19 protein-coding genes are annotated in these 25,366 nt (G+C 61.1%); 4 read left to right on the top strand and 15 right to left on the bottom strand.

Translation table 11 applies throughout. From position 1 onward, the window contains the following. Positions 1-4,321: 4,321 nt before the first annotated feature. Both bamD and KI610_RS14785 read left to right on the top strand, forming a co-directional pair. Positions 4,322-6,664: an outer membrane protein assembly factor BamD gene (gene bamD / locus KI610_RS14790; RefSeq protein ID WP_226495728.1), complete on the top strand. Its 2,343-nt coding sequence runs from the start codon at positions 4,322-4,324 to the stop codon at positions 6,662-6,664. A gap of 102 nt (positions 6,665-6,766) precedes the next feature. Further along, on the top strand, positions 6,767-7,990 hold the full coding sequence (locus KI610_RS14785) for a tetratricopeptide repeat protein (protein WP_226495727.1): 1,224 nt from the start codon (positions 6,767-6,769) through the stop codon (positions 7,988-7,990). A gap of 13 nt (positions 7,991-8,003) precedes the next feature. Here the strand turns inward: KI610_RS14785 and KI610_RS14780 are convergent, their stop codons facing one another. The 6 genes from KI610_RS14780 to KI610_RS14755 all read right to left on the bottom strand — a co-directional run bounded on the left by KI610_RS14780 (position 8,004) and on the right by KI610_RS14755 (position 12,562). Next, positions 8,004-8,972, bottom strand: coding sequence for a hypothetical protein (locus KI610_RS14780; protein ID WP_226495726.1), 969 nt, complete (start codon positions 8,970-8,972; stop codon positions 8,004-8,006). 95 nt (positions 8,973-9,067) lie between these two features. After that, positions 9,068-10,420: an ATP-binding protein gene (locus KI610_RS14775; protein WP_226495725.1), complete on the bottom strand. Its 1,353-nt coding sequence runs from the start codon at positions 10,418-10,420 to the stop codon at positions 9,068-9,070. Then, positions 10,417-11,073, bottom strand: a complete 657-nt coding sequence (locus KI610_RS14770; RefSeq protein ID WP_226495724.1) for a response regulator — start codon at positions 11,071-11,073, stop codon at positions 10,417-10,419. Before KI610_RS14770 ends, KI610_RS14775 begins: the two co-directional genes overlap by 4 nt. 12 nt (positions 11,074-11,085) lie before the next feature. Next, positions 11,086-11,691 (bottom strand): cytochrome b/b6 domain-containing protein, encoded by a 606-nt coding sequence (locus tag KI610_RS14765; RefSeq protein ID WP_226495723.1) that lies wholly within the window; start codon positions 11,689-11,691, stop codon positions 11,086-11,088. Positions 11,692-11,694: 3 nt separating this feature from the next. Next, complete coding sequence (locus KI610_RS14760) at positions 11,695-12,156, bottom strand: diheme cytochrome c (RefSeq protein WP_226495722.1); 462 nt, start codon at positions 12,154-12,156, stop codon at positions 11,695-11,697. 1 nt (position 12,157) lies between these two features. Further along, on the bottom strand, positions 12,158-12,562 hold the full coding sequence (locus KI610_RS14755; RefSeq protein WP_226495721.1) for a DUF1924 domain-containing protein: 405 nt from the start codon (positions 12,560-12,562) through the stop codon (positions 12,158-12,160). Between the two features lie 158 nt (positions 12,563-12,720). Here KI610_RS14755 and KI610_RS14750 point away from each other — a divergent pair, with 158 nt between their 5' ends. Then, a complete protein-coding gene (locus tag KI610_RS14750; protein WP_226495720.1) occupies positions 12,721-13,014 on the top strand; it encodes a hypothetical protein in 294 nt (97 codons plus the stop codon). A gap of 82 nt (positions 13,015-13,096) precedes the next feature. Here KI610_RS14750 and KI610_RS14745 read toward each other — a convergent pair whose 3' ends face one another. The 5 genes from KI610_RS14745 to KI610_RS14725 form a co-directional block, all read right to left on the bottom strand. Then, positions 13,097-13,651, bottom strand: a complete 555-nt coding sequence (locus KI610_RS14745) for a hypothetical protein (protein ID WP_226495719.1) — start codon at positions 13,649-13,651, stop codon at positions 13,097-13,099. A 115-nt stretch (positions 13,652-13,766) separates the two neighbouring features. After that, positions 13,767-14,258 (bottom strand): TlpA family protein disulfide reductase, encoded by a 492-nt coding sequence (locus tag KI610_RS14740; protein WP_226495718.1) that lies wholly within the window; start codon positions 14,256-14,258, stop codon positions 13,767-13,769. Beyond that, a complete protein-coding gene (locus tag KI610_RS14735; protein ID WP_226495717.1) occupies positions 14,255-15,082 on the bottom strand; it encodes an ABC transporter permease in 828 nt (275 codons plus the stop codon). Before KI610_RS14735 ends, KI610_RS14740 begins: the two co-directional genes overlap by 4 nt. After that, on the bottom strand, positions 15,083-15,574 hold the full coding sequence (locus KI610_RS14730; RefSeq protein ID WP_226495716.1) for a hypothetical protein: 492 nt from the start codon (positions 15,572-15,574) through the stop codon (positions 15,083-15,085). Between the two features lie 2 nt (positions 15,575-15,576). Then, positions 15,577-16,428: an ABC transporter ATP-binding protein gene (locus KI610_RS14725; RefSeq protein ID WP_226495715.1), complete on the bottom strand. Its 852-nt coding sequence runs from the start codon at positions 16,426-16,428 to the stop codon at positions 15,577-15,579. A 198-nt stretch (positions 16,429-16,626) separates the two neighbouring features. On the opposite strand from KI610_RS14725, the gene KI610_RS14720 reads away from it, so the two are divergent. Beyond that, on the top strand, positions 16,627-18,300 hold the full coding sequence (locus KI610_RS14720; protein WP_226495714.1) for a methyl-accepting chemotaxis protein: 1,674 nt from the start codon (positions 16,627-16,629) through the stop codon (positions 18,298-18,300). 42 nt (positions 18,301-18,342) lie between these two features. Here KI610_RS14720 and KI610_RS14715 read toward each other — a convergent pair whose 3' ends face one another. The 4 genes from KI610_RS14715 to nosD form a co-directional block, all read right to left on the bottom strand. Beyond that, positions 18,343-21,981, bottom strand: a complete 3,639-nt coding sequence (locus KI610_RS14715) for a PAS domain S-box protein (RefSeq protein WP_226495713.1) — start codon at positions 21,979-21,981, stop codon at positions 18,343-18,345. A gap of 159 nt (positions 21,982-22,140) precedes the next feature. Next, complete coding sequence (locus KI610_RS14710) at positions 22,141-23,118, bottom strand: NapH/MauN family ferredoxin-type protein (RefSeq protein ID WP_226495712.1); 978 nt, start codon at positions 23,116-23,118, stop codon at positions 22,141-22,143. Then, complete coding sequence (locus KI610_RS14705) at positions 23,115-24,008, bottom strand: 4Fe-4S dicluster domain-containing protein (protein ID WP_226495711.1); 894 nt, start codon at positions 24,006-24,008, stop codon at positions 23,115-23,117. Before KI610_RS14705 ends, KI610_RS14710 begins: the two co-directional genes overlap by 4 nt. Beyond that, positions 24,005-25,363 carry a nitrous oxide reductase family maturation protein NosD gene (nosD, locus tag KI610_RS14700; protein ID WP_226495710.1) on the bottom strand — a complete coding sequence of 453 codons (1,359 nt, stop codon included), beginning with the start codon at positions 25,361-25,363 and terminating at the stop codon, positions 24,005-24,007. Before nosD ends, KI610_RS14705 begins: the two co-directional genes overlap by 4 nt. Positions 25,364-25,366: the final 3 nt, after the last annotated feature.

Below are 25,366 nucleotides of genomic sequence, written 5' to 3'. Positions count from 1 at the left end.
AGAATGGATCACACCGGCCAGAACGGTCAGTGTTCAACCTGCCACTCAGGACGTTTCTCCTCGCAGAGCGCCCAGAGCAAGCCGGCGACTCATCTGGCGACCGCACAACAATGCGATACCTGCCACCTGTCAACGACATCCTGGGCGGTGGCAACGTTTGATCACACCAATCGACCTTCAGGCAGTGTTTGTACGGATTGCCATACGCCGGGTAGCTCGGGTTTGAGCAAGCCGACGAATCACGTACCGACAACGGCGGCCTGCGACACCTGCCATACCAACTTCGTATCGTTCAGCCCGGCACAGATGAATCACAGTGCGACCGCTGGTCAGTGTTCTACCTGTCACAGCGGCACTTTTGTTTCGGTAAATGCCCTCAGTAAGTCCGGGCGCCATATTCCGACGGTGGTTCAGTGCGACTCCTGTCACTCCAGCGGTTTCGTTTCGTGGTCGCCAGCGAGAATGAATCACACGGGGCTCGATGGGCAGTGTTCGAGTTGTCACAGCGGCGGTTACCTGCCGCAAAATGCCCAGGCCAAGACCGCGACACACATTTCAACGACCGCCCAGTGCGACAGTTGTCATGCTTCTACCTCAACCTGGTCGACAGGTACTTTTAATCACGCCAACGCCAGCCCTGCGGCTGCCGGACGCTGTTCCTCCTGTCACAACGGCTCAAACGCACTGGGCAAATCGATCAACCATATTCCGACGGCAGGGCTGTGCGATAGCTGTCACAACACGTTTACCTCCTTCTCGTCGTTAGCCATGAGCCATGCCGGTACGGCCGGAGCATGTAGCAGTTGCCATAACGGCAGTTTTGTTTTTGCCAACGCACTGGCCAAGACAGCCGTCCACGTCCCGACAGGCGCTCAGTGCGATACCTGCCACACGGGAGGCTTTAACGCCTGGTCGCCAGCGGTGATGAACCACTCCGGCCTGAACGGCCAGTGTTCGACCTGTCACGGTGGCGGCTACGTTTCGCAGAATGCGCTGGAGAAGCCGCTGACCCACGTCACGACGACTGCTCAGTGCGACACCTGTCACGGGAGCACCACTTCGTGGGCCACGGCGACCTATAGCCATGATGCGTCGGCGATTGGCCGGTGCGATACCTGCCACGGTGTGACGGCGCTGGGCAAATCGGCACGGCATATTCCGACAGTGACGACTGCGGCGAATTGCGGCAGTTGTCACAACAACTATGCTTCGTTCAAGCCAGCGGCGATGGACCACGCTGCTACTGGCGGGGCGGCGTGCTCGACTTGCCACGGCGGCGCCTATGTTTCCCAGAATGCGCTGGCCAAGCCGGCTACCCATATCCAGACGTCGGCAACTTGCGATAGCTGCCACGGAAATGGCAACGGCTTCACATCCTGGGCCTCCGGTTCGTTCAACCATGCTGCGGCATCTCCATCGGTTCTCGGTCGGTGCACCGATTGTCACAACGGTGTCAATGCCCAGAGCAAGTCCACGGTCCACGTTCCAACCAGCAGTTCCTGCGAAAATTGCCACGGGACGAGCTATAGCGCCTTCAAGCCGGCCCGAATGAACCATGCGGTGACCAGCGAAGCCTGCGCAACCTGCCATGGTGGTGCTTATACTGGCCAAGGGGCCATCGCCAAGCCAACCAACCACATTTCAGTAACTGGGGCTTGTGATACTTGCCATGGAACAGGCAACAATTACACGTCCTGGGCGCCCTCCGCGATGGACCATACTGGCCAGACGCAGTGCTCGACCTGCCACGGCGGTGCTTATGTTGCGCAAAACGCCCAAGCGAAACCGACAACCCATCAGTCGACCAATGCGCAATGTTCGGACTGCCACACGTCAACGACGTCATGGCGGGTGGGGGCCGTGCAGAATCACGCCTTGCTGACGCCACCTGTAGCGATCGGCGATCATTCCTGTAACGGCTGTCACAACGGGACGGCGGGCAAGGGACTCTCCAAGCCTAGTACGCACATTCCGACGACCGGCTTCTGCGATACCTGCCACACCAATTTCAATACTTTCGCCCCGGCCAGTATGAGCCATGCCGGGATTACCAGCGGCTGTACGAGTTGCCATGGTGGCGCCCATGTTTCCCTGAATGCTCTGGCCAAGCCGACCAGTCACATTCCGACCAGCGCTTCCTGCGAAAGCTGCCATGGCGCTACGAGCTTCACGGCCTTCAAGCCAGCCAGCATGAATCATACGGGTACTGCAGGGCTGTGCTCGACCTGCCATGCGGGTGGGTTTGTTGCGCTCAATGCGGTTCCCAAGCCGACAAACCACGTCAGTACGAGTGCGCAATGTGATAGCTGCCACAGCTCGACAACAGTGTGGACTGGTGCGCGATATCCTCATGCAGGCGCAGCGGGGAGTTGTTCGAATTGCCATGGCCATAGTGGCACGGTTACGGTGCTGGGGGCGTTGGCCAAACCACAAACAGGGCACGTGGCGACAACTGCGCAGTGCGATACATGTCACAGATCGACGACCGCCTGGACGGGGGCAACCTATGCCCACGCGGCAAGCGCGGTCGGCACCTGTTCAAACTGTCACAACGGCACCACTGCGCCGGGGAAACCGCTTGGGACGGGGCATATCCCGACAACCGCCCAGTGCGATACCTGTCACAAGAATTACACCGCTTTCAGACCCGCCAGCATGAGCCACGCGGGGACCGCCGGCGCTTGTATCAGTTGCCATGGCGGCGGATATGTCTCTTTTAATGCCCAGGCCAAGCACGGGACACACATTACGACTTCTCAGTCTTGCGATACCTGTCATGGAACTACCGCCTGGAAGCCGGCAGTCAACTTCCACGCCGGTGTCGTAGCCGGAACTTGCGTGACATGCCATAACGGGACTAATGCAACAGGCAAGAATCCCACTCATATTCCGACAACGTTGGCTTGCGATACCTGCCACCTGACTTCGGATGCGCACTTTGCTCCAGCGCACATGACCCATACCGCCACTATGGTCGGCCAGTGTTCAAGCTGCCACGGCGGCAACTATGTCGGTGTCAACGCACTGGCCAAGCCACTGACGCACGTCAGTACGACGGCCACGTGTGATACATGCCACAAAACCACTACAGCCTGGACCGGGGCGGTCTATACCCACCCGGCCACGGCTACGGGGACTTGCTCAAACTGTCATAACGGGGCGGTACTGGGAGCGCAAGGCAAGAACGTTGGCCACATCGCGACAACAGCGCAGTGCGATAGCTGCCATAAATCGATGACCGTGTGGACGGGTGCAAGCTATACCCATGCGGCCTCAGCCGTTGGAACCTGTTCCAATTGCCACAATGGGTCGGCTGCTCCGGGCAAAACGACCGGACATATTCCGACGAGCAGCCAGTGCGACAATTGCCATAAGAACTACACGACGTTCAGGCCTGCTTCGATGAGCCATACCGGAACGACAGGGCAGTGTCTGACATGCCATAACGGCGGATACACGGCGGTCAATGCCCAGGCCAAGAATACCGGCCACCTTGTTACGAACGACTCGTGTGATTCATGCCACCGTACGACAGCCTGGCTGCCAGCCAGCTTTGCGCATACACCTGCCCAGTTGGCAGGCAAGACTTGTGTGAGCTGTCATAACGGTACGACAGCTACGGGCAAGCCTACGCTGCATATTCCGACGTCCGAAGCATGCAGCGTTTGCCATCGTACCGGAGGGACCTGGATGCCTCTGATCACGCCGTATGCCCATACAGTAGTCGTGGCAGGTTCGTGTACAAACTGTCATGCGACCAGCTATCCAGGCATGTCTTACAAGCCGCTGGCGAATCACGTGCCGACGACGGCCAGTTGTGATGCCTGCCACACCAGGACTAGCTGGACTACCCTCGCTGCCTTCAACCACGTCGGTGCGACGACTTGCCAGACCTGCCATAGCGGAATGTATGTCGGCGTCAAGGGTAAACATACTACTCATATCCCAACCACCCTTGCGGGTTTGCCTGGCAATGAATGTTCGCTATGCCATGTGGGCACGACTTCATTTGCGACGGTATCCCGAATGAATCACGGCAGCATCCAGACGAACTGCAAGACCTGCCACGCCAGCACGACTGCTTACGATGTGGGGGGGGCCGAGAAGATCAGGTTGGGTGGCCACGAAGGTTCAAAGGCGACGGATGACTGTTCGCAGAGCAGTTGTCACAAGCCGCTGGGTAGAAAGGGAACGCCCTACACAAAGTGGGACTGATGTTCTCAAGTTCCTTTTCTGGCTGCCATTGATCTCTTAAATCTCTAGGTAAGCTCTTTAGTGGTTGTTACTGATATTGAAGGTGGAAATGGCTGGGCTAATCTTTATGAATCCCGTGAATTTGGCGAGGCTGGCGAAAATCGCCCGGTTTGTCCTGGTCTTTTCTTTGCTGGCGGGCGCCAATGCCTTTGCTGCGATCATCGAAACGATTGATGTTGCCCGCGTCGGTGATCAGGCTGAGGTAACGATCCGCTTTACGACGGAAATTCAGTACACCCGACATACGCCCGGTGACCAAGGGAAGTTCCTGCGCGTTTTCTTTCGGCTAACCAAGCCCGGTTTTTCCGAAAGCGAGTTGATGCAGGAGGTTCGACGTTCGCTCAAGACTGATCTGCTTCCCCCGTTTACCGTCGCATATCCGGAGTTGGTAAACGGCATGCTGATTACCTTTGCCAAGCCGACAAAGTACATCGTTCGTGCTGGCGACGACAGCCGAAGCATTGTCGTTATGGTGCCTGCGCCGCCAGCCAAGGTGAAAGAAGCTGCGGTGCAGAAAGGCAAGGGGGCTGACATGCCGGCGCCTGCCGCCATCGTGACGCCGGCGGTAGCACCTGTTTTGGCCGAAACGCCACCCGTTGCCGACGCGCCTGCCTCACAGACGCCGGATGCCAGCAAGCCCGAAGCAGCCCCGGTCTTGTCGACTGAGAAAGTCGAAGAAATGGCTCATGCCTTCCTCCTTGACGGGCAGGAGGCTTTCGAGAAGGGGGATTATCCGAAAGCCATCAATCGACTGAACCGCATTCTCAGCCTCCCGCAAAATGACCGGACCATGTCGGCCCAGGCGCTAATTGGCGAGGCACGCGAAAAGAATGGTGAAATCGCCAAGGCACGTGCCGAATACGATCTCTATCTGAAGCTTTATCCGAACTCGCCCGAGGCCCCGAAAATAAAGCAGCGGCTCGCCGCATTGCCTGCTGTCAGCACCATCCGTCGTCCAACGGCGCGCGTTGTTCGTGACGACAAGCCGGCGGAATGGACGGTCAATGGCAGCTTGTCGTCATATTTCTTTACCGGACAATCGAAGCAGGATGACGGGCCGATGAAGCGCGATCAGGAGTCACTGGTTTCCTCGGTAAATCTGAGCGCACGCTTGCGCGATTCGGTGACCGATACGCGTTTTGTGTTTCGTGATACCGACAGCCAGAATTTCATGCGGCCAAGCCGGAACTACAACCGTGTCTATTCCGCTTATGCCGAACGTACCGATCGCGAGATTGGTTATTTTGTCCGGGTCGGGCGGCAGAATCCCAATGGGGCCGGCGTGCTTGAACGTTTTGACGGGGTCACCGGCAGCTACAACCTGACACCGGACTGGAAGGTGGGGGCGGTTTACGGTGAAGCTGTCGAATTTGGTTCGCCGTTCAAGAAAAACTTCTATGGTGGCAGTGTCGAATTGGCGCCGCAGGTGTCGCGGCCGGGGGCTAGCCTCTATGGTATTGAGCAGAATATCGACGGAATTTTGAATCGCCGTGCGGTAGGGTCGGAGTTCCGTTACTTTGACGGTCAGGTGACTGCTTTTGGCATGCTGGATTATGACGTTCTATACAAGGGCCTCAATATCGGCATGGTGCAAGGCAACTATCTGGACAAGTGGGGCAACAACTATTTTGTTTCCTATGATTATCGGCAGAGTCCGACCTACAGCCTGACCAACGCGCTGTCCACTGCAGGTTATTCGACGGTCACTGACTTCGTTAACAATGTTGGTATTACGCAGGCAAGGCAACTGGTTTCGGAAACCACAGCACTATCCACCATGTTCGCGACGGGCGTAACCATCCCTTTTGGCGAGCGCTGGCAGTTCGGTGTTGACTACCGGATGTCAGAAATTTCTGGATTTAATGCGGTTCTTCCGTTAGCTCAGATGTGTAGGGGGGGGCTAAGCGAAGACCTTACAAATCCTCTCTGTAAAGACGGTCCGCGAGGTGTTCCAGAAGAGCGAATAGATGATATGGGTCTTTGTCAGCCGGGAACTTATGATCCCTCAAAACAGACCTGTGTTGCATCTGCCGCCGCCTCGGGGCGTACCAACATGTATTCCGCACAAGCGATTGGCAGTAACCTGTTTGTTCCGAATGGCGTAGGCGTGGCCTATCTGGGCTACATTGCCGGTCCGAACTACACCGGCCAGAATCTTGGCCTGAGCTATATTTACCCATTTTTGGAAAGCTGGCGCCTGGAGAGCAATGCCCGGTACTACACCCAGAAAAGCGATAGTGGCCAGAACATGACCCAGTTTTCACCGAGCATGAAGCTGGTGTATCAGTGGCGAAGCAGTTTGTCTCTCGAAGGTGAGATCGGCTACAGTGAGTCCAAAAATACCGGGACAACCGAGAGCAAGAACGTGCGTGAATATCTCTATCTCGGCATCCGTTGGGACTATCGGTAGGCATCCCCCACCCGTCCACCTGGCTTAATTTTCTGGCAACTCCCGGGTTGCCAGATTCATTTTTGTACTCCATCTTCATCCAAATAATTCGGTGACACCAACATGACTTTCGTTTACATCGTTTTGGCCAGCATTGCGCTATCCCTCTTGGTGTTATGGGGGCTTGGCAAATACACAGCCAATAAATCAACCGCTGTCAAAAAAGTCGACGTCGCGGCGGCGCTGCGTGAATTATTGCTGGCCCGGGCAGAAGGCCGTATCGACCAGGCCGAGTTTGATCGGCAGCAGGCGGTGCTGCATGCCACGGTTCTAGATCCGGCACAGGGGCAGACCGGGTTTTCCCCCGTTCTCGGGAAAAAATTGGGCTTCATTGCTGCTGCGCTCGTCCTCGCGCTTGCAGTAGTTGCCATCTGGGTTTCTTCACCCAGCATCGACAGCACGAAGACCGCATCTGTCATTGCACCGGGTGCCATGCCACCGGTAACGCAGACACCCCAGGCCAGCAGCGGTGGCGATCTCAACACCGTCGTCAAGAAACTGGCTGACAAAATGGCCAATGACCCCAATAACGGCGAAGGCTGGCTGTTGCTGGCCAAGACCTACAGCGAACTGCGCCGCCATGCTGAAGCCGATGCCGCCTACACCAAGGCCTCGGCGCTTGTCACGCTGGATGCCCAGGCACTGGCCGACTGGGCGGATGCGCATGTAATGACCAAGGATCGCAAATGGGATGACGAGGGCAGAAAGATCGTCAAACGTGCCATCGCAGCCGATCCCAAGCACGTCAAGGCACTGGCGCTGGCCGGGAGCGAAGCGTTTGATCGGGCCGATTACAAGGCGGCCATCGATTTTTGGAAGCGCATGAAGGCTGTGGCGCCAGCCGATTCGATGGACAGCAAGCTGGCTGATGCCAATATCGCTGAAGCCAATACTGCACTTTCCGGCAAAAAGCCGGCTGCCGCAGCGGTAGAACCTGCCGTGGCAATCGGAGCCGTGGCCGGGGTGGTTACGCTGAGTCCGAAATTGAAGGGCAAGGTTTCTGCCGGCGACACCCTCTTCGTGACGGCCAAGACGCCAGACGGGGCTGGTGCACCGCTGGCGGTCTGGCGCTACAAAGGTTCGGACTTTCCGATCGAGTTTCGCCTCGATGACAGTTCAGCCATCATGCCGGGACGGACGATCTCGCAGTTTTCGGAAGTTCTCGTGACCGCCAAGGTGTCGAAGAGCGGCAGCGCCGAGCCGGGCAAGGGCGACCTGCTGGCCACCCCGGTCAAGGCCAGGCTGGGTAATACGACGCTGGTTGTCGAGCTCGACGCCGAGCGCTGATCTGTCGCTTGGCCTACGCCGGAAAGTGCGCCGGAAAGAGCGGCGCCCGGCCGGTGGCCAGGTAGTTCTTGCAGCGTTCGATGTATTCCCGGGTACTTTTCGGCATGGCCGTTCGGGCCCGGGAAACATAGAAAATCAGGTCGCGGCCCTGGCGGATCAGTTGCAGGCCGTCCGACAGGTTGTAGGTGAACGGGGCGCTGAAGACGGCCGGGCCGGTCAGCACGTTAAGGTCGGCCAAGCGTTCGCCGGCGGTCACCATGCGCGCCCAGACGTCGAATATGTCGCTGTCTGTACGCAGGGTTTCGGTCTTGATCTTGGCGGCGATGGCCAGATCGCGGATCGGTGCTTCAATGTCGGAGAAGGCCGGAATGCCGCTGAAATTGTCGATCATCGCATTCGAAATCAGGTCGATGTCGCGCAGGACCTGACCGATCTTGATGTAGCGGCTCTCGTAGAAGTCTTCGAGCGGGATCGAAAAGGCACGGAAAGGTTCGCCCCACAGTTCGTCGATGCCTTCTTCGCCGCTTCGGTGCATGACGCAGCGGCCCAGTTCCATGGCGTCGAGCAGGCATTTGCCGCATTCGCGCATGAGCGGGTTGTCGCTGAGGATTTCGATGCCGCAGGCCTGCAGTTCGACCAGCTTGCGGAAAATGTCGGCGGCCCGGTTGAACAGTGCGCCGGCCAGCATGGCGCCCTTGACGCGTTTGCGCGCCGGGTCGGTTTCGGCTTCGTAGGTGCTGCGTGCTTCGTGCAGACGCGTGCCGGGAATGTTGAGGCCGTGTTCGGTGTGGTTGAACAGGCGCCGGGTCAGGGCATCGATCAGTTTTTTCTTGGCTTCCAGCGTATCGGCCGGGACCGGGTAGGTCTTTATCCAGTAACCATCATAGAAAACGCGCTCCAGGCCGTCGATGATGCGACGGGTGCCTTCCGGGGGGGTGTCGGTAGTACTCGGTACTTGGGCCAGTTGGTGCACTATGTTCATGGTTCTCTACAGAAATGCTCGGGTACGACTTGGACAGCTATTTGCTGAATAATTGCCAGAAAATCGTTCGCTGCTTGCCGGGTTGAGAGTATTGACTAGCGAGCCGGGAATTGTACAGCCACCAGTAGGCCTTTTGGCGTAATTGATGTGTCGAGCTTCAGTGCCGCGCCATGCAGTTCGGCGATGCGGGCGACGATGGCCAGGCCGAGGCCGCTGCCCGGCTGGCTGCCCTGGTTGAGCCGATGGAAGCGGCGCAGCACGGATTCGCGCTGGTCGACCGGGATGCCCGGGCCGCTGTCAGCGACCGAGAAGGTGAGCGCGGCTTTGTCGCGCCTGAGGTCCACGCGCACCTGGCCGCCCTCGGGCGTGTAACGTATGGCATTGTCAACGAGATTGCGGATCAGCACCCTCAGCCATTCGGCCTGCCCGATGACCTGGCAGTCGGCTGTTGCGGTGAGGTCGAATTCGATGTTCTTGGCCAGAATCTGCGGACCGAGATCGGCGCAGACTTCTTCGGCTAGCCTGGCCAGATCGACGGTCTGTGGATCGGGCAGGCCGGATTCGGGATCAAGGCGGGCCAGGTGCAGCATCTGGTCGACGAGGTGGGCGGCGCGGGTCAGGCCGCTTTGCAGCTGGTTCAGTGAGCGGTCGCGTTCTTCGTTGTTACGGGCGCGCTGGGCAACCTGCAATTGCGCCTGCAGTGCGGCGAGCGGGGTGCGCAGTTCGTGTGCGGCATCGGCCGTGAAGCGGCGCTCGGCCTCGAGCGTGTGTTCGACGCGCTGGAAAAGGCCGTTGAGCGCTTCAAGCAGGGTGCGGATTTCTTCGGGAGCGGCCGCCGGATGCACCGGCTGCAATTGCTGCGGGTCACGGCTGGCAATCTGGCGGGCGATGCCGTCCAGCGAGGCGAAGCCTTGCCGGGTGGCGAGCCAGACCCATAGGCCGATCAGCGGCAGGCCGAAAAGCGCCGGGACGAGCAGGCGCCAGGCAATGTGGCCGATCAGTTCGTCGCGGATGTGGTGGTTCTCGCTGACCTGGACCTGAAGGCTGTGGTCCTCGTTCCACTGGCTGTAATGCCGCCAGTGGCCATCCGGATTGTTTTGCGTCTCGGAAAAACCGGGTTCCACGGTCAACGGGAAATTTGGCGCATTTTTGGAACGCAGGAGCAGTGTTCCATCGGCGCGCCAGATCTGGAAACGCAGGCGGCGCTGGTATTTGTGCGCGGCTTCGCCGAGATCCTCGATGTCGTCGCCCTCATCGTGGCTGGCCAGGGCGAGCAGGGTCTGGGCGGCCTGGGTGAGCTGGGCGTCGAACAGTTCATCGACTTCGTGGTGGGCGTCGATGTAGCTGAAAACCATGGTCACCAGCCAGGCGGCCGAGACGCCGCCGAGCAGCAGGCCGAGCAAGCGGCGGCGCAGCGAGAACCAGACGGTCGTAGTCGTGCCGCTCATTTCGGGATGGTGTAGCCGACGCCGCGCAGGGTGCGGATCAGGTCGCTGCCGAGCTTTTTGCGCAGGTGGTGGATGTGCACTTCGAGGGCGTTGCTGTCGGGTTCGTCGCGCCAGCCGTAGACGGATTGTTCGAGCTGGGTGCGGGTCAGGACGCGGCCGGCGTTTTCGAGCAGCATCTGGAGCAGCGAATATTCGCGGCTGGACAGTTCGATTTCGTCGCCGGCCAGCGTCACGCGGTGGGCGGCCAGGTCGACGGCCAGCTCGCCGCGGGTCAGCAGTGGCGCTGCACGGCCGGCGCTGCGCCGGGTCAGGGCGCGGATGCGGGCGCTCAATTCGTCGAGGTCGATGGGTTTGACGAGGTAGTCGTCGGCCCCGGCATCGAGGCCGGAAACCTTGTCGCCGGTGGCATCGCGGGCGGTCAGGATGAGGATGGGGACAGTCAGGCCCCGAGCGCGGGCGCGACTCAGGACATCCATGCCGGACAGGCGGGGCAGGCCGAGGTCGAGGACGACCAGATCGAAGCTTTCGCTCTGCAAGGCCTGGTCGGCGGAGTTGCCGTCACGCAGCCAGTCGACCGCAAAGCCGGCCTGGCGCAGGCCGACGGTCAGGCCGTCGCCGAGTTCGGGATCGTCTTCAACTAGCAGGATGCGCATGGACTAATTCTATCAGCTAGCCAGCCACCAACTGGCAGCGCCAACCCAGACCAGCAGGAAGATCCCGGCCAGCGGCCGGGCCGACGGGATGGCTTCTTCCGGCGAACCCTGTTTGTGCCCGGTAATCATGGCGCGGACGAGGTTTTCGCCGTGCAGTAGGCTACCCGAGATGACGCCGGCAACGTGGACGAAGACGACGGTGAGCATCGTTGCCGCCAGAGCTTCGTGCAGTTCTTCCAGCCAGTCGCCGCCGAGTTCGTTGTACATCGCCCAGCCGACGAGGCCGGTGGCGATGCCGAGGCCGAGCAGCAGCACGATGGCCCAGCCGCCAGCCGGGTTGTGGCCGGTGTGGTGGTCAGGTTCGAGCCGGAGCAGGCTGCGCAGGTAATCGGCGACGGAACCGGGGCCGCGGACGAAATCGACGAAGCGGGCGTAGCGCGAGCCGATGAAGCCCCAGGGCAGGCGAAACAGCGCGACGGCAATGACGACCGAGCCGGAAAAGGCATGCACGAGCCGCCAGGTTTCGCTTTCCGAAGTCAGCCAGGCGAGGATGAAGCCGCCGACCATGAGCCAGTGGCCGAGGCGAACCGGCCAGTCCCAGACAAGAATGTTTTTCATGATTTACTCGCGCAGTTCGCGGATGCTGATGTCGTGTTCGCTGTAGCTACCCTTGGCGGCGCCGGGGTGACAGGCTTCGCAGTTGGCCGCCGACTTGACGCGCCGATCGCGCCAGTATTTGGCCGGGATTTCGTCATGCTTGCGGATGAAGCGGGCGGTCTGGGTGATGCGCGGCGGGTTGCCGGCATTGCCCAAACGGCTGGCGTTGCCGGCATTGCGTTCGAGAAAGGCGGTGATTTCCTGCTCGGTTTTCCGGTCGACCGTGGCATCGCTGCCGAAATGTTCGCTCAGACCGGCCATCAGCTTGCGCCAGTCGTTGGCTGGCAGCAGGGCGGGTTGGTAGGCGATGTGGCAACTGCTGCATTCAGACGTGAAGCTGGCCGGGGCGTTGGCCGGCATCGGCAGGCGATCGGCCAAGGCCGGGAAGGCGCTACCGAGCAGGGCTATCAGGATCAGGCGTTTCATTTCAGCGACCCTCGCTCAGGAAAGTGACGAAATCGGCCTTTTCAGCCGGCGTGCAGGCGCGGCCGACGACTTCCTTGCAGTTGCGGCCGAACCATTTTTCGACCTTGGCCGGGTCGCTCAGGCGGTCCGGGTTGGCGGCAACGGCCAGCGGCTTGATGGCCTTGCCGGTCACGGCATGCTGGCCGGGGTTCAGCGGGCTGTCGGTGTGGCAACTGGTGCAGGCCGGCATCTTGTCGTTGACGGCAAAACGCTGGCGGAAGAAAGCATCGCCTCGTTTGGCCGAAGGCGTGAAGCCGGCTTGCTGGCTGGCTGCTTCGGTGACATAAATCTGACGAATCTGCTGCGGCGTCTCAGCGTGGCAGGCCAGGCTGGCGAGCAGCAGCGCTACGGCGGGGATGGCTCTCATCATCGTTCTCCTTTTCGTGTTGATGGGAAAGGAGTGTAGAGAGCGAGTCTTAAAGGGGGCTTAGGCGAAACTTAAGCGGGGATTAACGCTAAGATTCGAGCTAAAGGGGCGCCAGCGCCCCGATCCGTTATTCAGGAATGCATCACTGGAAACACGAAATGAAACTTCAGGATCTACCGATGGGCGCCCGTTTTGAATACGAGGGCCTTGTTTATGTGAAAACCGGGCCGCTGACGGCTTCTTCGGAAGCGGGCGGACAACGCATCATTCCCCGCCATGCCGTACTCCGCTCGCTTGAGGCTCCCGCCATGGAAGGCAAGGGGCGGCTCGAAGGGGCGGTGGCGCGCAAGGCGTTCAACACCTTTTTCGAGACTTGCCACCGGCTGGTCGGCGAAGCAGGGCAGGCCGAACTGGAGCAGGCACGCCAGCGTTTCCTGAAGGCAATTGATTAGGTGAGTCCCACGGTCAACCCGAAAAAAGGCAAAAAAATGGAAGGCTTCGGCCTTCCATTTTTGCTTCGGGTCGCTGGCTTGATCAGAAGTTGATGCCGACCTTGGCGATCAGCGCCCAGTTTTCGAAGCTGACGTTGTCGCTTTCGCTCGTGTTCAGATAGCGCAGATCGAGGCCCGAGTAATACAGGCCCTTGCGGTAGTTGGCACCGACCACGGCGCCGTAGCCGAACAGGCTCTTGTCATTGCGGCCGTTGTCGGCCAGGACAACGCCGAGCACCGGGCCGGCGCCGACCGAGAAGCCGCTACCGAGCGGCACGGTGTAGCGCGGCGACAGTTCGAAAGAGGTCGCTTTCATGCCAGATTCATCGGTGTGGTTGATCTGGATGTGGGTACGGATACGGTTGTCCGGCGTCTGGATCAGGCCGCAATTCATGTTGAAGTCGAGGCCGTAGACGAACATGGAATCGTCGTTGGTCGCCGAGGCGCTCATGACGCCGGCGCTGATGGCCAGCGACGGCTCGGCTTTGAAACCCTTGTCGAGGCCTGGGAGGAACTTCAGGCCGTCGGCCTGGCTGGCGGTGGTGCCGAGCGCGAGGCCGGCGACGAGGAGGGTGGATGCGAGGCGAGTGAATTTCATGATCTCTCCGGGTCTGTGGTGATTGTCGAGGGCAGCGGCGCAACGGCCGGGCTGCAGGCCGGACGACTATAGCCGGCGGTATTCGGGTGGTCTGTGACCCAGGTCACCCAGCCGCCTATTTTTTCAGCAGCGCTTCCTGCACGGCATCGAAATCGGCTTTCCTGACCACGCCCATTTTTTTCTGGATCACGTTGCCGTTGCGGTCGATGAACAGCGTGTAGGGCAGGCCGGCCTTGGTGTTGCCGAGCGCCTGCATGAGCGGGATGCCCTGCGCCTTGGCGATGAAGACCGGGTAGTCCATCTCGTAGGCCTTGGCGAAGTCCTTGGCCGGTTCGGCCTTGTCCTCGATGCCGATACCGAGGACTTCGATCTTGCCCTTGTGGGCGGCGCGGAATTTGATCAGTTCTGGGATTTCAGCCCGGCAGGGGCCGCACCAGCGGGCCCAGAAATTGACGACGAGCGGCTTGCCTTTGTAGCGCTCGAGGGCCACCGGCTTGTCGTCGAGATCGTTGAGCGTCGCGGCGAAGAGCGGCGCGGAGGAAATTTCATCTGCTACGGTCAACCCGGAAAAAAGGCCAAAAATGAAAAGCGCAAACAGCTTTCTCAAGGCAGGTCACCACGGCGGAAAATGAAGTAGCCGATGGTAGCACTGACGATGCCGAGCGCCGCCGGGTAGGCCAGCGCGAAAACCTTGTAGCCGGCTGTGCCGAAGAGGTCGAGGATGACGTAGGCGGACGGCCCGAGGACGATCAGTTGCGGGTCGAACAGCGCCAGCGCCGCGGTGCGGAAGACCTGCAGCGGGTTGGCCAGGGCCAGCGTGACGGCGAGTTCCGGCGCGACCTTGCCCTGAATCATGACGCCGAGCAGGATGAGGTCGAGGAAAAGCAGCAGGAACAGCCAGACCATGAAGGCGGCGCCCTGGGCCATGTCGGTGGTGCGGGCGATGGCCGAGATCAGCATGCCGATGCCGAGGAAACACATGGCCATGACCGCGAGCAGGGCGGTGTAATAGCCAAACATGTCCCACGGCACCTCGATGCCCTGGATGGTCGCCCAGATCACGGCACCGAGCATGGCCAGGAAAACGGGTGCGAAGACGACGATGTAGCGGCCAACGATCTTGCCCCAGAACCACGCCGACAGCGACACCGGCAGCGAGAGCAGGTATTCGAAGACGCCGGCCTCGCGGTCGCCGGCCACCGAGCGGACCGTGGTGATGAGCACGAAAATCGGCAGGATGGCCATGGTCAGCTGGATATAGGTGACAAGCAGCCGCGACAGGCCGATGAAGCCAAGCACCCGCGATTCGGTCAGGCCGAAGAGGAAGAGCAGGGCGACGATGCCGCCGAAGACCAGCGTGTAGATCTGGAACCAGCGGGCACGCAGGGATTCGACGATATCGAGTTTGGCGGTGAGCCAGAGTTGTTTCATTTACTTGCCTTTGGCCAGCGTGTGCTGGCGCATGTCGGTGAAATCGAGGCTGCCTGGCATCGGCATCGATACGGCAGCGAAGTTGTAGCCCATTGGCGAGGTCTTGGTGATGAAATGGGCGCGCTGGGGGGCTAGCCAGGTCATTTCCTCGCGGCTTTTGCTGTTGAAGTCGGCCACCCACATGCGGGTGTCGGCATCGGCCATCCACGGGTATTTGTCGGCCTTTTCCTTGAGCCAGAAGGCGAGGCAGCCGGGGTCGTCGAACTTGAAAACAGTGTTGTTCGGGCCGCCGCGCATCTCGGCGGCAAAGCGGCGGTCGGAAATGACCATGCTGCAACGCACGCAGGTATCGCGGTCCCACTTGATCTCGGCCATCCCTTCCGGCCAGCTTCCCTTGCTGTGGCAACCCGACAGCGCCGCGGCGAGCGGCGTCAGCAGCAGGCCGCCGAGGCCGATGCGGCTCAGGAAATGACGCCGATGCTGGTCGCACATACTCAGCTCTCGGACAGCGAAAGGTCGCTGACCAGCGCCGTGTAGCGGGAAATGATGCCGAGGAAGCGCAGGCGGTCCGGCCCGGCGATTTCGCCTTCCCAGACGCGGTTGTCGTCGCGACTGGCGAATTTCCAGCCGTCGAGCGCCTTGGCGAAAGCCGGCTCGAAGCGGCTGAGGACGATGCGGCAGGCCAGTTTGGCCGTCAGCGTCACGGCATCGGCCACCTTGTCGTCGAGGACGACCTTGCCCATGTCCATTTCGATGACGCGATTGACCAGGGCCGAGACTTCGTCGAGGCGGTGGCTCGAGATGATCATCGTCGCGTCGTCGAGGCGTTCGGCCAGCAGGTCGAAGAAGATCTTGCGCGCTTCCGGGTCGAGGTTGGCGGCCGGTTCGTCCATGACCAGCACCTTGGCATCGCGGCCCAGCGCGATGGCGATCAGCAGTTTCTGCTTCATGCCGCCCGAGAGGCGCACGAACTGGCGGGAGAGGATGGCATCGACGTCGAGGCCGAGGCGCCTGGCGATGGCATGGATGCGTTGCGGATCGGTGCCGCACAGCGAGGCCGAGAAATTGATGAGCTGGCCGACCGGCATCTTGAGCGGCGGCGGCAGTTGCGGCACGAAGCCGATGGTGCCGAGCACTTCGGTGCGGTTGCTGCGCGGGTCAAGGCCGTTGATGGCGACGCTGCCGTCGTGCGTGTATTCGCCGAGCAGGCAGCGGATCAGGGTGGTTTTCCCGGCGCCGTTCGAGCCGATCAGCGCGACGCGCTCGCCGATGCCGATGTCGAGGCTGATGCCGTCGAGGACCCGGGCTTTGCGGAAGGTCTTGGCAATGTTCTTGAACTGGATCATGCCGCCGATTATAGGGAGGGCGCGGAAATCGTCTTTGAACCTGAATCAAAAAAACCGGGGCCGGCCGAGTATGGACGAGAAGAGATGCGGGCTCGGCGCAATATGAAATATCAGTTAATGTTTCTATATTACTTTTGTCGTAATTGTCTGGTTTGACTGCCTCTGCTAAGGTTGAACAAATCCCGAAAAGTTCAAAATATGAAAAATAATCAGCCGGTATTTGATCGTGAATACGTTATTCGTCCGGAGTGCAGCATCATCAGCCGGACCGATGAAAAAGGCATCATCACCTACGTCAATGACGATTTCGTCGATGCCTCCGGCTTTTGCCGCGATGAACTGATAGGCCAGCCCCACAACATCGTTCGCCACCCGGACCTTCCGCCCGAAGCCTTTCGCGACATGTGGGCGACGCTGGAGCGGGGCAAGCCATGGGGCGGGATCGTCAAGAACCGCCGCAAGGATGGCAGCTTCTACTGGGTCAAGGCGATGGCGACACCGCTGGCTTCGGGTGGCTACATGTCGGTGCGCACCACGGCGAGCACCGCTGAAACGCGTGCTGCGAGCGCCCTCTACGAACAAATGCGCCGTGATCCGGGCTTGCTGCTCGAGCAGGGCAGTGTCCGTGGCGGGGTCTTGAAACGCCTGTTCCGGCGCATCAACGATATCGATCTGAGCAAGCGGCTGTGGCTGTCGACGCTGGCCTCCATCGTCATCGTCTGTCTGAGTCTCGGGTTGGGATTGCAGGTTGTCGCGGCGGTGCCGGCTGGCGCCCTGCCGCCTGATGTCGCGGCGCGCATCGCCGGCCTGCACCAGGCCATGCTGATCATCGGTGGGCTGACTCTGCTCGCCTGGCCGCCCGTGGCCTGGCTTATTATTCGCGAATTCAACCGGCCGATACAGGCGGCCATCGACGCGGCCCGCCGCATGGCGGCGATGGACCTCAGTCAGGCCGTGCCGGCGCATGGCGATGATGAAGTCGGCCAGTTGCTGGCGCAGCTGGCCATCATGCGCAATCACTTTCAGGAAATGGCCGCCATGCTGCGTCAGAGCACGGCCAAGCTCGACACCATGGCGCGGCGCCTGGCCGAGTCCAGCCAGGCCTCGGCGACTGCCGCATCCGACCAGGCGGAAGTCGCCACCAATATGGCCGCTTCGGTCGAGGAACTGTCGGTGTCGATCGACCATGTCACCGAGTTTTCCGGTGAGGCCGACATGCTGTCCCGCACCTCGGGCAGCGCCTCGCGTGAGGGCGGGGGTGTCATCCAGCGCGCCGCCGATGAAATGTCGCACATCGCCGAGACGGTGAATGGCTCGGCGACGACGATTCGCGAACTGGAATCCTATTCGATCGAGATTTCGACCATCGTCAATGTCATCAAGGAAATTGCCGACCAGACCAACCTGCTGGCGCTCAATGCCGCCATCGAGGCGGCGCGGGCCGGCGAGCAGGGGCGCGGCTTTGCCGTGGTCGCCGACGAAGTGCGCAAGCTGGCGGAACGCACTGCCTCGTCGACCAAGGAGATCGCCGGCATGATCGAGAAAGTGCAGGCCAGTTCGCGCCATGCCGTTGCCGAAATGGAAAACAGCGTCGATCAGGTTAAGGCCGGCGTCGATCTGGCCCTTCAGGCCGAGCAGTCGATCGGTACCATCCAGGTCAGCTCGACCCAGGTTGCCGAAGCGGTCAACGAAATCTCGCTGGCGATCAAGGAGCAAAGCGCCGCTGCCCGGGAGATCGCCCAGAACGTCGAGCGCGTCGCCCGGATGACCGAACAGGGGTCGCATGCCAGCCAGGCGGCCGCCGCGCTGGCCGGCGATGTCAATGCGCTGTCCGGCGAGTTGCGCCGGCTGGCCGAGACGTTCAAGATCTGATCGGCACCATTCCCACGGTCAACCGGAAATATCGGCCAAAATTCAAATTGGTTTTGACAGCCATTTGACCAGGGTGGCAAACAGCTGGTCGGGATCGACCGGCTTGCCGATATGGTCATTCATCCCGGCGTCAATGCACTTCTGGCGGTCTGCGGTAAAGGCGTTGGCCGTCAGGGCCAGGATCGGCACCGCTTGCTTGCCGGGCAGCGTGCGGATGATCCGCGCGGCGTCGATGCCGTTCATCCTGGGCATTTGCAGGTCGAGCAGGATCAGGTCGTAATCCTTGCCCTTCGCCAGTTCGACGGCCTCGACGCCGTCCTCGGCCAGATCGACGACCAGACCGGCCGACTCGAGCAGTTCGCGCGAGACTTCCTGGTTGATCGGCTCGTCTTCGGCGAGCAGGATGCGCGCTCCGGCGTAGCGGGTTTTCAAGGTTTCTTCCGGTAGCTGATCGGCGGCCTGCCCGGCCGCTGCAACGCTGGTCGCTGCCTTTTGCAGTCTTGCCGTGAACCAGAAGGTACTGCCCGAACCGAGCTGGCTTTCCACACCGATGCTGCCGCCCATCAGCGTAGCCAGGCGCTTGCTGATGGCCAGCCCGAGCCCTGTGCCGCCGTATTTTCGCGTCATCGAGTTGTCGGATTGCTCGAAAGCCTGGAACAGCCGGCTCTGGTCCTCGGCCGAGATGCCGATGCCGGTGTCGCGTATTTCGCAGCGCAGGAGCAGGTCTTGGGATGTTTCTTCGGCGGCCGAGACGTTCAGGTTTACCGAGCCTTTGTTGGTGAACTTGATGGCATTGCTGATCAGGTTGAGCAGGATCTGGCCGAGGCGCTGGAAGTCGCCTCTGAGCGGCTGGTCAGCCAGCCCGGGGGCGATGTCGATGCTCAGCGTCAGCCCCTTCGCCGTGGCGGCTGGGAGCGCCAGGTTGCTCAGGTTGTCGAGCGGCGTGGCCAGCATGAAGTCCACTTCATCCAGGGTCAGGCGTTCGGCTTCGATCTTGGAAAGGTCGAGGATGTCGTTGATCACGTGCAGCAGATGCTGCGAGGCCTTGGTGACTTTGCCGAGCTGGTCGCGCAGCTTGGGATCGGTCGCCTGCTTGAGGGCCAGACCGGTCATGCCCATGATGGCGTTCATCGGCGTCCGCAATTCATGGCTCATGTTGGCCAGGAAAGTACTCTTGGCGCGACTGGCCGCTTCGGCCGCTTCCTTGGCAATCGAGAGGGCGGTCGTGCGCTGTGCGACGAGTTCTTCGAGATGGTCGCGGTGGCGCTTGAGTTCGGCCTCGGCATTCTTGCGTTCGGTCATTTCCCGCGTGATGCCGTGGTAGCCGATGATCTTCCCCGTGCTGTCGTACTCCGGTTTGGACAGCACTTCGCCCCAGACGACGCGACCATCCTTGCAGCGATGTTCCGCCTCGAACGATATGGAACCGAGCGGAATTCCCTGCCGAATCATTTCTCCGCGCTCCAGCATGATCTTGCTGACGCGGGCCTGCCCTTCTTCATTGAACAGATGAAGGACATGCTGACCAATCACTTCGTCGGGCCGGAAGCCGCGAATTCGCTCATCCGAAGGGCTGATGTAGGTGATGATCAAGTTGCTGTCGGTTTTCCAGATGACATCCTGTACATCCTCGGTCAGCAGCCGGTAGTGCGCTTCGCTGCGCTGCAGTTTTTCTGCTGCCAGGTTTTTCTCAAGGGCGATGCTGGCCAGGCGGGCGCATTGCTCGATGAGGTAGATGTCGTATTCGGCCGGCGTGTGCGGCTCGCGGTGATAGATGGCAAAAGTGCCGAGTACCCGGCCATCCGAGGCGAGAATGGGTTGCGACCAGCAGGCGCCCAGTCCGGCGCTGGCCGCCAGTTCCTTGTAGAGCGCCCAGTAGGGATGCGTCGCAATATCCTCGACGACGACGCGCTGGCCCGTGAACGCCGACGTGCCGCAGGAGCCAACGCCCATGCCGATGGCGACGCCTTCGAGGGCTTGGCTGTAGAAGTCGGGCAGGCTGGGGGCGATACTTTTCTCGATACACTTCCCTTCGCTGTCGAGCAGCACGATGCTGCACAGCATCGCCGGATACAGCTGTTCCGCTCCGCGCACGAGGGCTTCAAGCACACGGGGCAGCGACTCGCCGCCGGCCAGCAATTCAAGCACATGGGTGCGGAACTGATCGTGCCGTTCGGCCCGTTTCGTCTCGCTGATATCGATGAAGGTGCAGATCACCTGACGCAAGCTGCCATCGGCCGCCAGCTCCGGCTTGGCGCTGAGCAGCAGCCAGACGCGGTCATGCCGCATCGGGCGATAAAAGCCCATCACGACATTGTCGACGGGCTGACCCGTGGCGATGACCTGCGGCACCGGATGTTCCGGGCCGGGGAAGGGTGAGCCGTCTTCGTGAATGACGTTCCACTCCGGATCAAAGGAGGTCTTGCCGAGTAGCTGGCTTTCACTGAGGCCGAGCAGTTCAAGGGCAATCCGGTTGCACAGGAGGACTTCTGCGCTCGGTGACTGGATGACGACGCCAACCTGAAGATCAGCCACCAGCAGACGGTAGTTTTCCCGGCTTTCCTGCAGGGCGGTTTCCCGCTGCATCAGGCTTTCCAGCAGATGATTGAAGCCGCCAATCAGTTCGCCGATTTCATCCTGCCGGTCAACCGGCAATAGCTGCGGCGGCTGGCCGGTATTCGACAAGGTGGCCAGGGTATTGGTCGCCGCAATCATTGGTGAAAACTGCCGCCGCAACATCCACGCCGTCATCCACCAGACCAGGGCGCCGGCGAGCAGGGTGAGCAGGCCGGTGGCGAGCAGGATGCGCTGGCGCATGGCGGCGATCGAGGCAAAGGCTTCGGCAGTGGGCAGTGTGCTGACAATGAACCAGCCGGCCGCCGGCACGCCCCTGGCGGCGGACAACTCCTCGATGCCGCGGGAGCTGACGGCAACGCCGTAGCCTTCGAAGCCCTGCACATATCTGTCGTGCATCTTGTTCACCCCGGGTGGCGGGGCCGGCTGCATGATGCGGCTCTTGTCAGTGGCCGTGACGATCAGCTCGTGCTGCGGTGCAATGACGAGGTAGCCGCCGCTCTTGCTGAAACGGCTTTCGGTGACCCGGTCGAGAAAATTGGGCTTGCCGAGGTTGATCGCCCCGACCAGCGCGCCGATGACCTGCGCCTTGTCATCGCGAATCGGCACGGCCATGCCGATGACCGGGGCCTGCAAGACCCGACCGATGACCGGGCGTCCGATGGTCGATTTGCCCTCCTTGAGGGCGCCGATCATGTAGTCGCGATCCATGTAACTGGTGCTGACCCGTTCCTCGGAATAGGGAACGGAGGCAATCCCTTTGGCGTCAGGCCCGGCCGCGCGTACGCCACCGTTGAACATGAGTTGCAGAATCGGCCGCTGTTCGAGAAAAGTCTGCAGGGCGGCCGCGCTGTCGAGCATGGCTGGCGTTATTTCAGAAGCAACTTTCTCCAGCGCCTTCAAACGCTCATCGAGCTCGGAGTTCACCTGGGCGGCGACCAGGGAAGCCGTCGCGAACTGCTGTTCGCCCAGTTGGCGCTGCATGTCGTCGCGCAGCATCCGGCTCGCGTAAAAGGCCAGCGACCAGATACCGATCAGAAAGACTGTCAGCGTGAAGAGCATCAGTCTGGTCTTGAGCGAGGTCTTCTGAAAGATGTTCAAGCTCATGGATGGGTTTTCGGTTGGCCAAAGTGAGTCAGGTACTTCTTTGGACTTTAGCACTTTCGTCACCCCTTTTCATGGCGACGCAAGGCAACCTCGCCCAAGTTTTCATGGGCGAGCCGAAATAGCCGAATGCGACGGTCAACCGGAAAAAACGGCCAAAATTCAAGCCAGTTTGGACAGGCCCTTGACCTCGAACGACAGCGAGCCGGTCGGGCAGACATCGACACACAATCCGCAGCGCGTGCAGTCGGGGCCGATGGGGACTTCCTTCTCGACGGCGCGGCCCTTGATCACGGTATCGAGCACGTGCGGCACGAGGCAGACCTTGCGGCAGTCGCCTTCATGGAAGCAGCCATCCAGCTTGTAGATGATGCGCACCGGCGAGACGATGCCGACGACGCCGTAGGTCAGGCCGATCGGGCAGGCATAGCGGCACCAGGCGCGGCGCGAGAAGAAGACTTCGAAAAAGAGCAGGGCGAGCACCCAGAGCAGGGCGAGCCCCGGGCCGTAGATCAGGGCGCGGGAGAGGATGCCGGTCGGTGAGATGGCCTCGAAGACGGTGTAACCGGTAGCGACTGCGAGCAGGGCGAAGATGACCCAGAAAACGCTGCGCAGGCGACGGTCCATGTTCTGGTCGGTGACCAGCTTTTTGCTGACCAGGAAGAGGTGGATTTTCTCGGCCCATTCGGCCAGCAAATGGTAGGGACAAACCCACGAACAGAAAGTGCGGCCGCCGAGCAGCACCCAGAGGATGAGCACCGTGCCGGTACCGATCAGCAGGTTGTTGATGATGTGCTTGTGGGCGAGCATGACCTGCAGCGCGGAGTTGAGGTCAATCAGGTGGAAGCCGACGAAGCGCGAAGCGGTCAGGGCGCCTTCGAGAATCTGGATGTCGAGGCCGAAGGACAGCGTGAACAGCAGGTTGGCGAAGATCAGCGTCGCCCAGCGCCGGTTGCGCCATTTGTGGCTCGGTGTGGCGTGGGCGCGGGCGTGCAGCTTTTCGGCGATGAGGTCGCGGTTGCCCTTCTTGTAGAAGTGAATCTGCTGGGCGGCCGGGCTGATTTCTTTCGGCTTGGTCGGTTCGGCGCCGAACAGGACCTTGATCTGATCGACAAACCGCCGTTTGAGGAGGGCGCTCATATTTTCCAGACCTCGCCGGCTTCGATGGTGATGGCAGTGGGTTCGACCGGGCAGACCATTTCGCAGACGCCGCAGCCGACACAGGGTTCATGGACGACCGGCGACTTGCGCTGGCTGCCGTCCGGGGCGAACACCGTTTCGATGGAAATGGCGCCCTTGATCGGGCATTCGCGGACGCACAGATCGCATTCGGCGACATCGTAGGGATGGCTGCTGACCTTGACCGGTTTCCAGCGGTCGACCGACATGTAACGGAGCTGGCCCTTGAAGTCGGGGCCGCGTGTCTGCCCCTTGAAGCCCTTGCCCTGGACGGCCAGGCAGGCTTCCGGGCGGCTCAGGCGGGCGACGCCGATGCGCTCGTGCATGTTGAGCGTCGGCTCGGGGTCTTTTTCCTTGGCGATCAGGATGGGCTTGGCGGCCAGCGCGGCGCCGGGGCGAACCGGCAGGAAATCCGGCTTGTGGTAAGTCAGCGAACCGGTCGGGCAGGCCAGGATGCACTGCACGGCGTCGCACGAAAAATCGCAGGCCTGGCTGCGGGCATCGATGTAGGGCGTGCCGACACCCATGCCGTCGACCAGGTCGGCCAGCTTGATGGCCGATACCGGGCAGACCTGGACGCACTGGCCGCATTTGATGCAGCTGCCGAGAAAGTCTTTTTCATCGAGCGCGCCGGGCGGGCGCAGGCGTTTTTTCTGGGCATAGACGAGGGGCAGGAAGCCGGACATTGCCGCGCCGAGCACACCGCCGGTCAGCAGGATGGTGCGCAGCACGCGGCGCCGGTTGGTCTGCCGCTTGGCGATCGAAACGGCCGGTTTGCCGTTGCCGGCGGGCGGGCGGGGCGGGTTGCTGTCGCTGTTGTCGCTACCGACTTCGTCGTCGATCTCGCTCATGATCGTGCCGTTCTTTCAGGTTTGACGAAGCGCGGTTTTTCGTCGCGCAGGATCAGGTCCGGTGTCGAGAAGGGGGCCAGGCGCTCGAGGAAGTCGAGCAGTTCCATGACCGGCGAGCTGCGGAAAAAGCGGGCGATGGGCAGTTCCATCCAGATCTGGTCAGCGTAGGCGTAGAGCTCGTGGGTCTTGTCGCCGACACCGTCGGCGTTACGGTCGAAGCCCTGGTAGTCGTCCCAGTAATTGCCGCGCCAGACGTTCTTCGGGCTATTGTTGTTGTCGCCATGGCCGCCGTAGGCGACCTGGGTCAGGTTGCCTTCGAAGGTGTTGTCGATCATGTTGTTGCCGCCGGTTTCGCTGTTGAACATGATGCCGGTGCCGTTGTAGGCGAAGCGGTTGCCGCGGATCTCGATGGTGCTGTCGGGCTGGAAGGGCGAGAGGTCGGAGCCGATGCCGACGCCGCAGTAGATGATCTCGTTGTTCTCGATGATCGTGCCCGAGGCTTCCTTGAAACCGATGCCCATGCCGGTGGCGCCGGTGGCGTGCGAAATGATGTTGTCGCGCACGAGGCCGCCTTCGGTGTACATGAAATAGACGCCGACCGCGTTGTCGTAGAACTCGTTGCGCTCGACGACGTTGTCGTTGGCGAACATGAAGTGGATCGAGTAGCGGCTGCGTTTGCCGATGTTGTCGCGGAAAACGTTCTTGTGCGAGTACCAGGCGACCATGTCGCGCGAGTCGATGATCTTGTTCTTCTCGATCAGGTTGTCGTTGCTGTACCACAGGCGCAGGCCGTCGCCGCGCACGCCGAGTTCGCGGTCCTTGGAACGGATGCTGTTGCCGCGAATGGTGTTGTTGTTCGACTGCTTGAGGTCGAGGCCGAACAGGCAGTTGTCGAGTTCGAGGTTCTCGATGGTGTTGTGGTTGCCGCGAACGTCGAGACAGGAGTCGTCGGTATCGTGCGAGTCACCGGAGCCGGTCAGGCGGATGCCGCGGATCGTCGAGTCGCTGGCGTCGAGGACCATGACTGTGCCGCGGTCGCCGGAGTCAATCGTCACCTGCCCACCACCGTCGATGGTCAGCGGCTTGTTGATGGTCACCGGGCCGGAGTAGTTGCCGGGCGGTGGCTTGAGCACCGAGCCGGCGGGCGCCTTGTCGACGAGATCCTGGAAGGGCTTGAGGCCATGCACCCGCTTGTCGCGCTCGTGCAGCATGAAGGTCGGCTTCGGCCGGTCGACATTGGCGCGGGCGCCCATGCCGGCCGGCACTTCGCCTTGCGGCTCGGTGTTGCCGGTGGCGATGACCAGCAGGAGCGTGGCGGCCAGGCTCAGCCGGGCCAGTTGGTTCAGGCGGCTCACGGG

This window comes from Ferribacterium limneticum (assembly GCF_020510565.1).
Taxonomy (GTDB): domain Bacteria; phylum Pseudomonadota; class Gammaproteobacteria; order Burkholderiales; family Rhodocyclaceae; genus Azonexus; species Azonexus limneticus_B.
The sequence above is the reverse complement of the archived record's forward strand: the minus strand, read 5'-3'. Positions and strand labels throughout refer to the sequence as shown.